A 13,105-nucleotide genomic window follows, 5' to 3' on the forward strand; every position below is an offset into this window, starting at 1 on the left:
AATTTAGTTTTATTAGTTTGCAGCTAAATATTCTGCAGTAGACTTAGCATTTGGCTTCATAGCCTCTTTACCTTCTTCCCAGTTTGCAGGACAAACTTCACCTTTTTCTTGTACGTGTGTATACGCGTCGATTAAACGTAGGTACTCGTTTACGTTACGACCAATTGGCATGTGGTTTACACCTTCGTGTACAACAGTTCCTTCTTCGTCAATGATATATGTAGCTCTATATGTTACGTTATCTCCCTCTACTTGTACAGTACCAGTAGCCTCATCATATGTTTCGTTAGAAATATCTAAAATACCTAAGATAGAAGATAAGTTACGGTTACTATCTGCTAATAATGGGTATGTTACACCTTCAATTCCTCCGTTATCTTTAGATTGGTTTAACCAAGCAAAGTGTACTTCAGGAGTATCACAAGAAGCACCAATTACTACTGTATTTCTCTTATCAAACTCACCTAAAGCAGCTTGAAAAGCGTGTAATTCTGTAGGACACACAAAAGTAAAATCTTTTGGATACCAGAATAATAATACCTTTTTCTTGTTCTTAACTGCTTCTTCTAAAACATTTAATTTAAACGTATCTCCCATTTCATTCATTGCATCAACGCTTAAATTTGGAAATTTCTTACCAACTAATGTAGCCATCTTTTATTTTTTTATGATTATTAATTATGTTCTTTTTAACAGGGACAAATGTATCTTCTTTATTGCTTTTAAAAATGTAAAACCAAAAATATTTTCTTATTCTTCAATAGAAAATATCAATACTACCAAAACCAAACTATAAATTATGTAAATATTTATAGTTAAAACCTTAAAAACAAGTTAGGTAAACAAAAAACCAAAGTTATAAATAATAAAAAGTTATATTATAATAAAAAATATAGATAAAAATTATTGATTGATTTATCGTAAATTTGAGGAGCAACAACCTAAAAAACAACAAATTATGAAAGATTCAAATCCACATACATCTTCAGGAGATATTTCTAAGTGTCCTTTTATGGGTGGAACCCAAAAGCATACTGCAGGTGGAGGAACCAGAAATAGAGACTGGTGGCCTAACGAACTTAAATTGAATATTCTAAGACAAAATGCTACAAAATCTGACCCAATGGGAACTGGTTTCAACTATGCTGCTGCCTTTAATAGTATTAATTACGAAGAACTAAAAAAAGACCTAATCGACTTAATGACCGATTCTCAAGATTGGTGGCCTGCTGATTATGGGCATTATGGTGGATTAATGATTCGTATGGCTTGGCACAGTGCCGGAACTTATCGTGTAGGTGATGGACGTGGAGGTGCTGGAACGGGAACGCATCGTTTCGCACCATTAAATAGCTGGCCAGATAATGGAAACTTAGATAAGGCTCGTTTATTATTATGGCCAATTAAAAAGAAATATGGAAATAAAATTTCTTGGGCAGATTTAATGATTCTTGCTGGAAACTGCGCCTTAGAATCTATGGGCTTTGAAACCTTTGGATTTGCAGGTGGACGTGAAGATGTTTGGGAACCAGAACAAGACATTTATTGGGGAAATGAAACGGAATGGTTAGGAAATAAAGAACGCTATGAGGATGGGGATTTAGAAAGTGACCTAGGAGCTGTACATATGGGATTGATTTATGTAAATCCTGAAGGGCCTAATGGAAATCCAGATCCACTAGCTTCTGGACATGACATTCGCGAAACTTTCGGTCGTATGGCGATGAACGATGAAGAAACCGTTGCTTTGGTAGCGGGTGGACATACCTTTGGAAAGGCACACGGTGCTGCTGATCCTGATAAGTATGTAGGAGCGGAACCAGCAGGAGCTCCGATTGAAGAAATGAGTACAGGATGGAAAAATACTTTTGGTTCTGGAGTTTTAGACGACGCTATTACCAGTGGTATTGAAGGAGCTTGGACACCAAATCCAACCCAATGGGATCATGATTATTTTGACGTACTACTAAACTATGATTGGGAATTGACGAGAAGTCCAGCTGGAGCACATCAATGGACACCGACTGCCGCTTCAGATGCTAGAATGGCTCCTAAAGCTGGAGATCCTAACGGAAAGCAAGCTTTAATGATGACTACAGCAGATATGGCTTTAAAAAAGGATCCGATCTATAGAGAAATCTCTGAACGTTTCCATAAAGATCATAAAGCTTTTGAAGAAGCCTTTGCAAGAGCTTGGTTTAAATTAACCCATCGTGATATGGGACCTGTAGCTTTGTACTTAGGTCCAGAAGTTCCTAAAGAAGAATTAATTTGGCAAGATCCAATTCCAAAAGGAAATACGCTTTCTGATACGGAAGTAGCAAGTTTAAAATCGAGTATTAAAAATTCGGGATTGAGTATTTCTCAATTAGTTACTACGGCTTGGGCATCAGCTTCTACCTTTAGAGGTTCTGACAAACGTGGTGGCGCCAATGGTGGGCGTATTCGTTTAGCTCCTCAAAAAGATTGGGAAGTTAACAACCCTAAAGAATTAACGAAAGTATTGGTTGTCTATGAAGACATTCAAAGTAATTTTAGTGGCACGGTTTCTATCGCCGATTTAATTGTATTAGGTGGTAACGTAGGAATTGAAAAAGCTGCAAAAAATGCAGGTCATTCAGTAACCGTTCCTTTTACTTCTGGAAGAGGAGACGCTTCGCAAGAACAAACAGATATTACTTCTTTTAATTATTTAATGCCGAGAGCGGATGGATTTAGAAATTATGTAAAAGCTAATTTGGATGTTGCTGCGGAAGAACTATTGGTAGACAAGGCTAATTTATTGACATTATCAGTTCCAGAAATGACTGTTTTGATAGGTGGTCTACGAGTTTTAGGCACTAACTACGACGGTTCTAAACTTGGGGTATTTACTGATAACATAGGTACACTTTCCAACGATTTCTTTACCAATGTTTTAGATTTTTCTATTACTTGGAAAGCAACAAGCACTAGTGATAAAGAGTTTATTGGTAGAGATCGTGCTACGGGAGCAATGAAATTCTCAGGAACAAGAGCTGATTTGATTTTTGGATCTAATTCTGAACTAAGAGCCATTGCTGAAGTATATGGTGCTGATGATGCGCAAGAAAAGTTTGTAACTGATTTTGTTGCTGCTTGGTCTAAAGTGATGGACTTAGATCGATTTGATTTATAGCTGAAAAGGGTGTTAAATAAAAAAGCTATTAGTTTGTAAACTAATAGCTTTTTTATTTAATTATTTATCTGACCAAACCGCTAATTCATTACCCGAAGGATCTAAAAAATGGAATCTTCGTCCTCCAGGAAATTCAAAAATAGCTTTTGAAATTTTTCCGCCAGCTTTTTCTATTTCAGATTGAATAGTTTCTAAATCATCGTTATATAAAACAATTAAAGCTCCGTTTACAATTTCGTTAGTTGTTAATTCGAAACCACCTAATAATCCACTATTAGAAAATGCAGTATAGCTTGGTCCATAATCTGTAAACTCCCAAGAAAACACTGTAGAGTAAAAACTTTTAATGTCTTCAAGATTCTTTGCCTTAAACTCTATGTAATCTATCGTTTTATTTTCCATACTTAATGGTTACTTACTTGCAAAAAGTTTCACATCATTTTCTGAAACTTCTTTTTCTCCCAAAATAATTAAACGTTCTACCACATTTCGTAATTCACGAATGTTTCCTGTCCAATCATATTCTTGCAGTAACTTGATAGCTCCATTAGAAAAAGATTTTTTTGGTGTTCCTTGTTCGTTGGCAATTTTATTTGCGAAAAATTCTACTAGTAAAGGAATGTCTTCTCTTCTATCGTTTAACGCAGGAACTTTTATTAAGATTACTGCCAAACGATGGTATAAATCTTCACGGAAACGACCTTCAGCGATTTCTTTCTTTAAATCTTTATTCGTTGCAGCTACTACACGAACATTTACTTTAATATCTTTATCTGAACCTACTCGCTGAATTTTATTCTCTTGTAACGCACGTAATACTTTTGCTTGTGCAGAAAGACTCATATCACCTATTTCATCTAAGAAAATTGTTCCGCCATTGGCAGCTTCAAACTTTCCAGCTCTGTCTTTATTAGCTCCCGTAAAACTACCTTTTACATGACCAAATAATTCACTCTCTATCAACTCAGCAGGAATTGCTGCACAGTTTACCTCAATCATTGGTGCTTTAGAACGGTCTGACTTTTCGTGTAACCAGTGAGCTACTAATTCTTTTCCTGTTCCGTTTGGTCCAGTAATTAAAACACGTGCATCGGTAGCAGCAACTTTTTCTATAATATCTTTTATATGAGTAATAGCATCACTCTCACCAATCATTTCGTAATTCTTACTTACCTTCTTTTTTAATCGCTTGTTTTCTACAACCAATTCTTTTTTATCAAGTGCGTTACGAACTGTATTTAATAAACGGTTTAAATCTGGTGGTTTCGAAATATAATCGAAAGCTCCAAGGCGCATAGTATTTACTGCGGTATCTAAATCTCCATGACCAGAAATCATTACCATAGGAATTTCTGGTTTTAGTTTTTTTGCTTTTTCTAATACCTCTACACCATCCATTTTTGGCATTTTTATATCGCATAAAACTAAATCGTAATCTTTCTCTTTTATCTTTTCTATTCCAGATAAACCATCTTCTGCTTCTTCTACTTCATAAGCATCATTTTCTTCTGAAATAATTTTTTTAAGTACTCTACGAATTGCTGCTTCGTCTTCTATGATTAGTATTTTACTCATTTATTTTAGATTTTTAGAAAAAAGAAAAAAGAGAAAAGATTAGTCTAATGAATTCTTAAAACCAGAAATCATTTTTTGCAACTCTTCTATTTTATCTTCTAAATCTTTTAATTCTTCTTTTGTAATATAATCTTTATAACTAGATAAAACTATTTGTGTTTGTAGTTCAAATAGAGAGCCCAAAGTTATTTCTAAAAATCTTTTAAAATCTTTATTAGAAGCTCTACTTGAACCTTCTGCTATATTGGAAGGAACAGAAACTACTGATCTATTAATCTGAGAAGTTAAAGAATAAATTTCTTCTTTTGGAAACTGACTTGTTATTTTAAAAACAATTTGACAAAGTTCCATTCCGCTTTGCCAAATCTTAAGTTTTTTAAAATTATGTTTTCCCAAAATCTTTATTCTTTTATCTAACAGTCTTTAATCTTCTTACCCGCTATAGCGAATCCATTTCCATAAATCTTTATAGGTTGGTTTTTTACCATACATTAAAATACCTACTCGGTAAATTTTAGAGGCTAACCAAACTACTCCTAAAAAGGTAATCAATAACAATGCCATAGAAATTGCTATTTCCCACCAAGCAACACCAAAAGGAACTCTCATTAACATTACAATTGGAGAAGTTAATGGTATGTGCGAAAAAATTACAGAAACTGGTCCGTGTGGATCGTTAATTACCGTAAAAGCTCCTACATAAACTGCTAACATTAATGGCATCATAATTGGCATCATGAATTGTTGTGTATCGGTTTCATTATCTACCGCTGCACCAATTGCTGCGAATAATGAACTGTATAACATATAACCTCCGAAGAAGTAAAAGATAAATAAGAAGAATAATGTTACCAATGGCATCTTCATTATTTCTTGAAATATCATTTGCATTTTATTTCCTGATGCAGCTTGTTTTAATGCTTCAGCTTGCTCAGGAGACATATTTGCAGTTTGCATTTCGCTCATATCTAAACCAAAGAAAGAACTAGCAACTACATTTAATATTAATAATAAAATACCCCAGATAATAAATTGCAATAATCCAGCTGAAGCATTACCTATTATTTTACCTAGCATTAATTGGAAAGGTTTTACCGACGAAACAATTACCTCGATAATTCTACTCGTCTTTTCTTCAATAACACTTCTCATTACTGATGTTCCGTATATAATAACGAACATCATTAATAAATATCCTGCAACTGTACCTACACCAATTTTTAATCCGTTAATTAATTTTGAAGATTGCTCTCCAGAGAAATTAAACATTTTAATATCCGAACTTATTCTTGAAGCTTTTATCTTTTCAAGATTAATTCCAAGGTTAGTCATTTTAAGATTTCGTAATCTTCTATTTACATTACGCTCTACATTTTCAATAGTATTTAATCCTGGTGTGTCTTTTGAGTAAAACTGAATAGATTTTGCTAAAACCTCTAAACTGTCTTGCTTTGGTAAATACAACACTCCGTAATGATTACCATCTTCTACTTTCTTTTTAGTTTCTTCAAAACCTAAATCGGTAAAGTCTTGATATTTGATTGTTTTAGTGTCTTTAAAGTCTTCTTTTGAAAATAATCCTGATTCATCTACATACACTATTTCTTTTACTTTATCGTCATTCTTTTTCATTAAAAAAACGACTAAAGCAATCATACCCACACCTATTAACGGACTTAAAAAAGTCATAATAAGAAACGATTTATTACGCACTTTGGCAATAAATTCACGTTCTATAATAAGTCTTAATTTTTTCATTTTATAATACGTTTTGCAGCTAAATAGCTACTCTATTTTTTGATTAGTTTGATTAAACGATACTGTTCTTTCCTACAGCTTGAATAAAAATATCATTTGCGCTAGGAATTAATTCTACAAAGTGCTGTACTTCTCCTTGAGATGTTAAATAACTTAATAAATCGTTTGCTGAATTACCTTGAGTAAGCTTTACATTTAAGGTTAATCCATCATTTAACATTCTAAAATCCGCAGGGTAAACCTTAAAGTTTTCTTTTAACTTAGCTTCTACCTCTTTAGGGTTTGAAGTGTTGATTCCTACTTGAAAAGTATTGGTCCTATACTGACGTTTAACATCGTCTAATTTACCGTCTAATATTTTATTGGATTTGTTTATTAAAGCAATATAATCACACATTTCTTCAACACTTTCCATTCTATGTGTTGAGAAAATAATAGTAGCTCCTTCATCGCGCAATTGTAAAATTTCTTTTGCTATTAATTGTGCATTAATAGGATCGAACCCAGAAAATGGTTCATCAAAAATCAATAATTTAGGTTGGTGCAAAACTGTAACTATAAATTGTACTTTTTGCGCCATTCCTTTAGAAAGTTCTTCTATTTTTTTATTCCACCAAGCACCAATATCAAACTTATCAAACCAGTATTTTAGTCGTTTTCTTGCTTCAGCTTTACTCAATCCTTTTAACTGAGCTAAATACAGCGCTTGCTCACCTACTTTCATAGATTTATACAACCCTCTTTCTTCTGGTAAATAACCAATATGTTCTATATGATGTGGTGCTAATTTTTCTCCATCTAAAATTATTTCACCAGCATCGGGCATTGTAATTTGATTGATGATACGGATAAGTGACGTTTTTCCTGCTCCATTAGGACCTAAAAGTCCGAATACACTTCCTTTAGGTATGTGCAAAGACACATCATTTAATGCAGTATAATCTCCATAGCGTTTTACTACATTATTAATTTCTAATAAGTTACTCATTGATTTTTGGTTAATTGAGTTTACGTTTGTTACGTGTTATGTACACAAACTTACAATATTTTAATGATTAGTATAAAGACTCTTCTTTTTGTTACAAACAATATTATTTTATAACTTTGGTAAAAACCAATTTGTTATGAAAAACTACTACTATCTAAGCTTTATATTTTTAATATTAAAATCTTCATTCTTAACAGCTCAAGAATATACTCCTATTATTAAAAATGGCTCTTTTTGGGATGTAGAAACAGTTTTAGGCGGTCACTGTAGCAGAGCTTATTATAGATACAAAATAGGTAACGACACTATTATTTCTGGAAAGTCATATAAAAAACTACTTTATGCAGAATATACCAAAACAAGTAATGATCCTTGTCCTGAATATAAAACTCCATATGTAGTTAATCAAAATGATTTTGTAGAACTTCAAGAATATATTAGAGAAGATATTGCTGAAAAGAAAGTTTATATATGGACTAATAACAATAGCCAAAATATTTACAAAGAATATATTTTATATGACTTTAATTTAAATATTAATGATGTTTTATCTGATGAATATTATGCTAACGCTAATAATACCAGTTCACAGGTTAAAATTGTAAAAATTGATACCGATTCAAATGGAAAGAAAAGACATCATTTAGAAACTGACACTGTTTATTATACTGAAGGAATTGGTAGTTATTCTGGAATTATTAGTTTTAATAGAGTTGTTGGTGAAGGTGATACAACATTATTCTGTCATGGAAATTCTACAAATCAAAATAATTGCGCAGCTGTATTAAGTACAAATAAAGAAGCTTTACTTAAAACTATAATATCACCTAACCCTGTAAACGATGTTATTACCATCCATAATTTACCTCATAAAGCTACCTATATCGTTTATAATGTTCTCGGAAAACAAATTCCTATTAAAAAGAAAACATTTAACACCTTAAACACATCTGCTTTAGCTAAAGGTATTTACTTCTTAAAAATTAGCACTTCAAACAATACGCAAAAAACAATTAAGTTTTTTAAGGATTAAGCAATTAAAACTCCCCTTTTTTATAAGCTTCTTATAAAAATTTATTATGCACGCATAATTTTTTCTTGATTTACTATGCGTGCATAATAAATTTTTATATCTTTGGCGAGCATGGATAAAAACAAATCAATAGATCATCAATTAAGAGCTACTTGGCAAGCAGTTGCAAAAATGTATAATGAGCAAGCTGCAAAACACGATAGCACTATGGCTACAGCCTTTGCTCTTTTAAATATAGATTTTGAGAACGGTACCCCTTCAACCGCTCTTGGGCCTTTAATGGGAATGGAGCCCACTAGCCTTTCACGTTTATTAAAAACTATGGAAGACAAAGGAGTTATATGCAGAGAGAAAAACCCTAATGATGGTAGAAGCGTAATCATTAAACTTACTGACTTTGGTAAAGAAATGCGTGAAGTTTCTAAAGGACACGTATATCAATTCAACAATAAGGTAAGAGAATTTGTTTCTGAAAAAGAATTGGAAAGTTTCTTTAAAGTAACACAAACCATCAACAAAATTATCTCCGATAAAATAGTTTATGGAGACGAAGATATTAACAAGCAAGCAGTATAAAACAAACCAATAAACAAATGACGAGAAGAATTAAAAAAGTAGCAATTATCGGTTCGGGTATTATGGGATCTGGTATTGCATGTCATTTTGCAAACATTGGCGTGGAAGTTTTATTATTGGACATCGTTCCAAGAGAACTTAACGACAAAGAGAAAGCAAAAGGATTAACCTTAGAAGACAAAGCTGTTCGTAACCGTTTGGTAAACGATGCTTTAACGGCTTCTTTAAAATCGAAACCATCTCCTATCTATAGCAAGAAATTTGCAGATAGAATTACTACAGGTAACCTAGAAGACGATTTACATTTAATTAAAGATGTAGACTGGGTTATGGAAGTTGTAGTTGAACGTTTAGATATTAAACAAAAAGTATTTGAACAAGTAGAAAAATACCGTAAACCAGGTACTATTGTTTCTTCTAACACGTCAGGTATTCCAATTAAATTTATGAACGAAGGTCGTAGTGAAGATTTCCGTAAGCATTTTGCGGTAACTCACTTCTTTAATCCTCCTCGTTACTTAAAATTATTTGAAGTTGTACCAGGACCAGATTGTAAGCAAGAAGTAACTGACTTCTTAATGGATTACGGTTCTAAATTCTTAGGAAAAACTTCAGTATTAGCAAAAGATACTCCAGCGTTTATTGGTAACCGTATTGGTATCTTCGGAATTCAAAGTTTATTCCACCAAGTAAAAGAATTAGGGTTAACTATTGAAGAAGTTGATAAATTAACAGGTCCAGTAATTGGTCGACCAAAATCAGCTACTTTCCGTACGGTAGATGTTGTAGGTTTAGATACTTTAGTACACGTTGCTAATGGTATTTATGAAAACTGCCCTAACGACGAAGCGCACGAATTATTTAAGTTACCAGACTTCATCGAAAAAATGATGGAGAACAAATGGTTAGGTAACAAAACAAAACAAGGTTTTTATAAAAAGACTACTAACGCAGAAGGTAAACGTGAAATCTTATCTTTAGATTTGGATACTTTAGAGTACCGTCCTAAGAAAAGAGCAAAGTTTGCTACGCTAGAATTAACAAAGACTATCGATAAACCAATCGATCGTTTTAAAGTATTAGTTGGAGGTAAAGATAAAGCAGGAGAATTCTATCGTAAGAACTTTGCAGCAATGTTTGCTTATGTTCAAAACAGAATTCCAGAAATTTCTGACGAATTATATAGAATTGACGATGCCATGAAAGCTGGTTTCGGATGGGAAAATGGTCCTTTCGAAATTTGGGATGCAGTAGGAGTAGAAAAAGGTATCGAATTAATGAAAGCTGAAGGAAAAGAACCAGCTGCTTGGGTAACAGAAATGTTAGCAAAAGGGTCTACTTCTTTCTATTCAGTAAAAGATGGAGCAACGTATTATTACGATGTAGAGGCTAAAGCTCAAACTAAAAAACCAGGTCAAGATTCATTCATTATCTTAGATAATATCCGTAAGACAACTGAAATATTTAAAAATTCAGGAGTTGTTATTGAAGATTTAGGAGACGGAATCTTAAACTGTGAATTCCAATCTAAAATGAACACTATTGGTGGAGATGTTTTAGCAGGATTAAACAAAGCAGTTGATTTAGCTGAAAAAGATTTCCAAGGATTAGTAATTGGTAACCAAGGAGCAAACTTCTCTGTTGGTGCTAATATCGGAATGATTTTTATGATGGCTGTTGAGCAAGAGTATGACGAATTAAATATGGCTATCAAGTATTTCCAAGATACCATGATGCGTATGCGTTACTCTGCAATTCCAACAGTTGCTGCTCCTCACGGAATGACTTTAGGTGGTGGATGTGAATTATCTATGCACGCAGATAAAGTTGTTGCTGCTGCCGAAACGTATATCGGATTAGTAGAATTTGGAGTTGGAGTTATACCTGGTGGTGGTGGATCTAAAGAAATGGCTGTAAGAGCTCAAGATTTATTCCAAAAAGGAGATATTCAATTAAACATTTTACAAGAGCACTTCTTAACTATTGGTATGGCTAAAGTAGCAACTTCGGCTTACGAAGCTTTCGATAGCAATATCTTACAAAAAGGAAAAGATGTAGTTGTTGTAAATAAAGATCGTCAAATTGCAGAAGCTAAGAAACATGCTTTATTATTAGCTGAAGCTGGTTACTCTCAACCACCTGCACGTAAAGATGTATTAGTATTAGGTAAGCAAGCATTAGGTATGTTCTTAGTAGGAACAGATTCTATGAACGCATCTAAATTCATCTCAGAACACGATCAAAAAATAGCAAACAAACTAGCCTATGTAATGGCTGGAGGAGATTTATCAGAACCAACAAAAGTTACTGAGCAGTATTTATTAGACCTAGAGCGTGAAGCATTCTTAAGTTTAACTACAGAACGCAAAACGTTAGAGCGTATTCAGCACATGTTAAAAACTGGTAAACCTTTAAGAAACTAAAACAATGAAAACAGCATATATAGTAAAAGGATATAGAACCGCCGTAGGTAAATCTAAAAAAGGTGCGTTCAGATTTAAAAGAGCTGATGAGTTAGCTGCTGAAACGATCGATTATATGATGAAGCAGTTACCAGAGTTTGATAAAAAGCGTATTGACGATGTTATCGTTGGTAATGCAATGCCAGAAGGTTCTCAAGGATTAAACATGGCTCGTTTAATCTCTTTAATGGGATTAAAAATTGAAGATGTTCCTGGTGTAACTGTAAACCGTTTTTGTTCTTCTGGATTAGAAACAATTGGTATGGCAGTAGCAAAAATTCAATCTGGAATGGCAGATTGTATCATTGCTGGTGGAGCTGAAAGTATGAGTTCTGTACCAATGACAGGTTTTAAACCAGAATTAAACTACGACATCGTTGCTGATGGACATGCAGATTATTACTGGGGAATGGGAAATACTGCTGAAGAGGTTGCTCAGAAGTTTAATATTTCTCGTGAAGACCAAGATAAATTCGCATTAGAATCTCACTTAAAAGCTTTAAAAGCACAAGAAGAAAATCGTTTTCAAGATCAAATAGCACCAATTGAAGTTGAAGAAACTTACATTGATGCTAAAGGAAAACGTGCAACAAGAAAATACACAGTAACTAAAGATGAAGGACCTCGTAAAGGGTCTAACATTGAAGGGCTACAACGTTTACGTCCTGTATTTGCTCAAGGAGGAAGTGTTACTGCTGGTAACTCATCTCAAACGAGTGATGGAGCAGCTTTTGTTATGGTTATGAGTGAAGACATGGTTAAGGAGTTAAACTTAAAACCAATTGCTCGTATGGTAAGTTATGCCGCTGCTGGTGTACCACCAAGAATTATGGGAATTGGTCCAGTTGCAGCAATTCCAAAAGCATTAAAACAAGCAGGGTTAAAACAAGAAGATATTAGCTTAATAGAATTGAATGAAGCTTTTGCTTCTCAGTCATTAGCTGTAATTCGTGAATTAGGATTAGACGCAGACATCATCAACGTTAATGGTGGAGCTATTGCTTTAGGTCACCCGTTAGGTTGTACTGGTGCTAAATTATCGGTTCAATTATTTGACGAAATGCGTAAGCGTAATATGCAAGGAAAATACGGTATGGTAACTATGTGTGTAGGTACTGGTCAAGGTGCTGCAGGTATTTTCGAATTCTTAAATTAAGAAACAAGATTATTAGAATCAAGAAACAAGACCATGCATAACTTCAAAAAATTAAAAATTTGGACTGAAAGCATGAAGCTAGTTTCTGATTCTTATAAATTGACAAAAACCTTTCCAGAGTTTGAAAAATTTGGTTTGGTTTCACAAATGAATAGATGTGCAGTTTCAATTCCTTCTAATATAGCCGAAGGATCAAGTAAAAGTACAGATAAGCATTTTAGTAAATATTTAGAAGATAGTTTAGGTTCAGCCTTTGAATGGGAAACCCAATTAATTATTGCTTTTAATGAGAATTATCTGTCTGAAAAAAGTTTTAACGAATTAGAACAAAAAATTAAATCAATACAAAAAATGATTTCAAGCTTCCAATATGGTCTTAACAAGTCTTGACTCTTGGCTC

Annotated in this window: 12 protein-coding genes; 6 read left to right on the top strand and 6 right to left on the bottom strand. The window is 33.4% G+C overall.

What is annotated here, in order from left to right; translation table 11 throughout:
* Positions 1-12: 12 nt before the first annotated feature.
* Positions 13-654, bottom strand: coding sequence for a peroxiredoxin (locus tag WH52_RS08440; protein WP_086030508.1), 642 nt, complete (start codon positions 652-654; stop codon positions 13-15).
* A gap of 304 nt (positions 655-958) precedes the next feature.
* Here WH52_RS08440 and katG point away from each other — a divergent pair, with 304 nt between their 5' ends.
* Positions 959-3,157 (top strand): catalase/peroxidase HPI, encoded by a 2,199-nt coding sequence (katG, locus tag WH52_RS08445; RefSeq protein ID WP_086030509.1) that lies wholly within the window; start codon positions 959-961, stop codon positions 3,155-3,157.
* A 60-nt stretch (positions 3,158-3,217) separates the two neighbouring features.
* Here the strand turns inward: katG and WH52_RS08450 are convergent, their stop codons facing one another.
* Genes WH52_RS08450 through WH52_RS08470 form a run of 5 tightly spaced genes read right to left on the bottom strand, consistent with a single transcriptional unit; the run spans position 3,218 to position 7,478 of the window.
* Complete coding sequence (locus tag WH52_RS08450; protein ID WP_086030510.1) at positions 3,218-3,559, bottom strand: VOC family protein; 342 nt, start codon at positions 3,557-3,559, stop codon at positions 3,218-3,220.
* 9 nt (positions 3,560-3,568) lie between these two features.
* Positions 3,569-4,732: a sigma-54-dependent transcriptional regulator gene (locus WH52_RS08455; protein WP_086030511.1), complete on the bottom strand. Its 1,164-nt coding sequence runs from the start codon at positions 4,730-4,732 to the stop codon at positions 3,569-3,571.
* 39 nt (positions 4,733-4,771) lie between these two features.
* Positions 4,772-5,128: a four helix bundle protein gene (locus WH52_RS08460; RefSeq protein ID WP_086030512.1), complete on the bottom strand. Its 357-nt coding sequence runs from the start codon at positions 5,126-5,128 to the stop codon at positions 4,772-4,774.
* A gap of 36 nt (positions 5,129-5,164) precedes the next feature.
* Positions 5,165-6,490, bottom strand: a complete 1,326-nt coding sequence (locus WH52_RS08465) for an ABC transporter permease (protein ID WP_086030513.1) — start codon at positions 6,488-6,490, stop codon at positions 5,165-5,167.
* A gap of 52 nt (positions 6,491-6,542) precedes the next feature.
* Positions 6,543-7,478, bottom strand: coding sequence for an ABC transporter ATP-binding protein (locus tag WH52_RS08470; protein WP_086030514.1), 936 nt, complete (start codon positions 7,476-7,478; stop codon positions 6,543-6,545).
* A 136-nt stretch (positions 7,479-7,614) separates the two neighbouring features.
* Between WH52_RS08470 and WH52_RS08475 the strand changes: the two genes are divergently transcribed.
* From WH52_RS08475 to WH52_RS08495, 5 genes are all read left to right on the top strand, one after another.
* A complete protein-coding gene (locus tag WH52_RS08475; RefSeq protein WP_143592115.1) occupies positions 7,615-8,511 on the top strand; it encodes a T9SS type A sorting domain-containing protein in 897 nt (298 codons plus the stop codon).
* 111 nt (positions 8,512-8,622) lie between these two features.
* Positions 8,623-9,087 carry a MarR family winged helix-turn-helix transcriptional regulator gene (locus WH52_RS08480; RefSeq protein ID WP_086030516.1) on the top strand — a complete coding sequence of 155 codons (465 nt, stop codon included), beginning with the start codon at positions 8,623-8,625 and terminating at the stop codon, positions 9,085-9,087.
* A 17-nt stretch (positions 9,088-9,104) separates the two neighbouring features.
* Positions 9,105-11,510 carry a 3-hydroxyacyl-CoA dehydrogenase/enoyl-CoA hydratase family protein gene (locus tag WH52_RS08485; protein WP_086030517.1) on the top strand — a complete coding sequence of 802 codons (2,406 nt, stop codon included), beginning with the start codon at positions 9,105-9,107 and terminating at the stop codon, positions 11,508-11,510.
* Between the two features lie 4 nt (positions 11,511-11,514).
* A complete protein-coding gene (locus tag WH52_RS08490) occupies positions 11,515-12,705 on the top strand; it encodes an acetyl-CoA C-acyltransferase (protein WP_086030518.1) in 1,191 nt (396 codons plus the stop codon).
* A 33-nt stretch (positions 12,706-12,738) separates the two neighbouring features.
* Positions 12,739-13,095, top strand: a complete 357-nt coding sequence (locus tag WH52_RS08495; protein ID WP_086030519.1) for a four helix bundle protein — start codon at positions 12,739-12,741, stop codon at positions 13,093-13,095.
* The last annotated feature ends 10 nt before the right edge of the window (positions 13,096-13,105 follow it).

The organism is Tenacibaculum holothuriorum, assembly GCF_002120225.1.
Classification (GTDB): domain Bacteria; phylum Bacteroidota; class Bacteroidia; order Flavobacteriales; family Flavobacteriaceae; genus Polaribacter; species Polaribacter holothuriorum.

Bases quoted from the DNA above. Each gene is read 5' to 3' on its own strand.
- WH52_RS08440 (WP_086030508.1), bottom strand. From the start codon at position 654: ATGGCTACATTAGTTGGTAAGAAATTTCCAAATTTAAGCGTTGATGCA.
- katG (WP_086030509.1), top strand. From the start codon at position 959: ATGAAAGATTCAAATCCACATACATCTTCAGGAGATATTTCTAAGTGT.
- WH52_RS08450 (WP_086030510.1), bottom strand. From the start codon at position 3,559: ATGGAAAATAAAACGATAGATTACATAGAGTTTAAGGCAAAGAATCTT.
- WH52_RS08455 (WP_086030511.1), bottom strand. From the start codon at position 4,732: ATGAGTAAAATACTAATCATAGAAGACGAAGCAGCAATTCGTAGAGTA.
- WH52_RS08465 (WP_086030513.1), bottom strand. From the start codon at position 6,490: ATGAAAAAATTAAGACTTATTATAGAACGTGAATTTATTGCCAAAGTG.
- WH52_RS08470 (WP_086030514.1), bottom strand. From the start codon at position 7,478: ATGAGTAACTTATTAGAAATTAATAATGTAGTAAAACGCTATGGAGAT.
- WH52_RS08475 (WP_143592115.1), top strand. From the start codon at position 7,615: ATGAAAAACTACTACTATCTAAGCTTTATATTTTTAATATTAAAATCT.
- WH52_RS08480 (WP_086030516.1), top strand. From the start codon at position 8,623: ATGGATAAAAACAAATCAATAGATCATCAATTAAGAGCTACTTGGCAA.
- WH52_RS08485 (WP_086030517.1), top strand. From the start codon at position 9,105: ATGACGAGAAGAATTAAAAAAGTAGCAATTATCGGTTCGGGTATTATG.
- WH52_RS08490 (WP_086030518.1), top strand. From the start codon at position 11,515: ATGAAAACAGCATATATAGTAAAAGGATATAGAACCGCCGTAGGTAAA.
- WH52_RS08495 (WP_086030519.1), top strand. From the start codon at position 12,739: ATGCATAACTTCAAAAAATTAAAAATTTGGACTGAAAGCATGAAGCTA.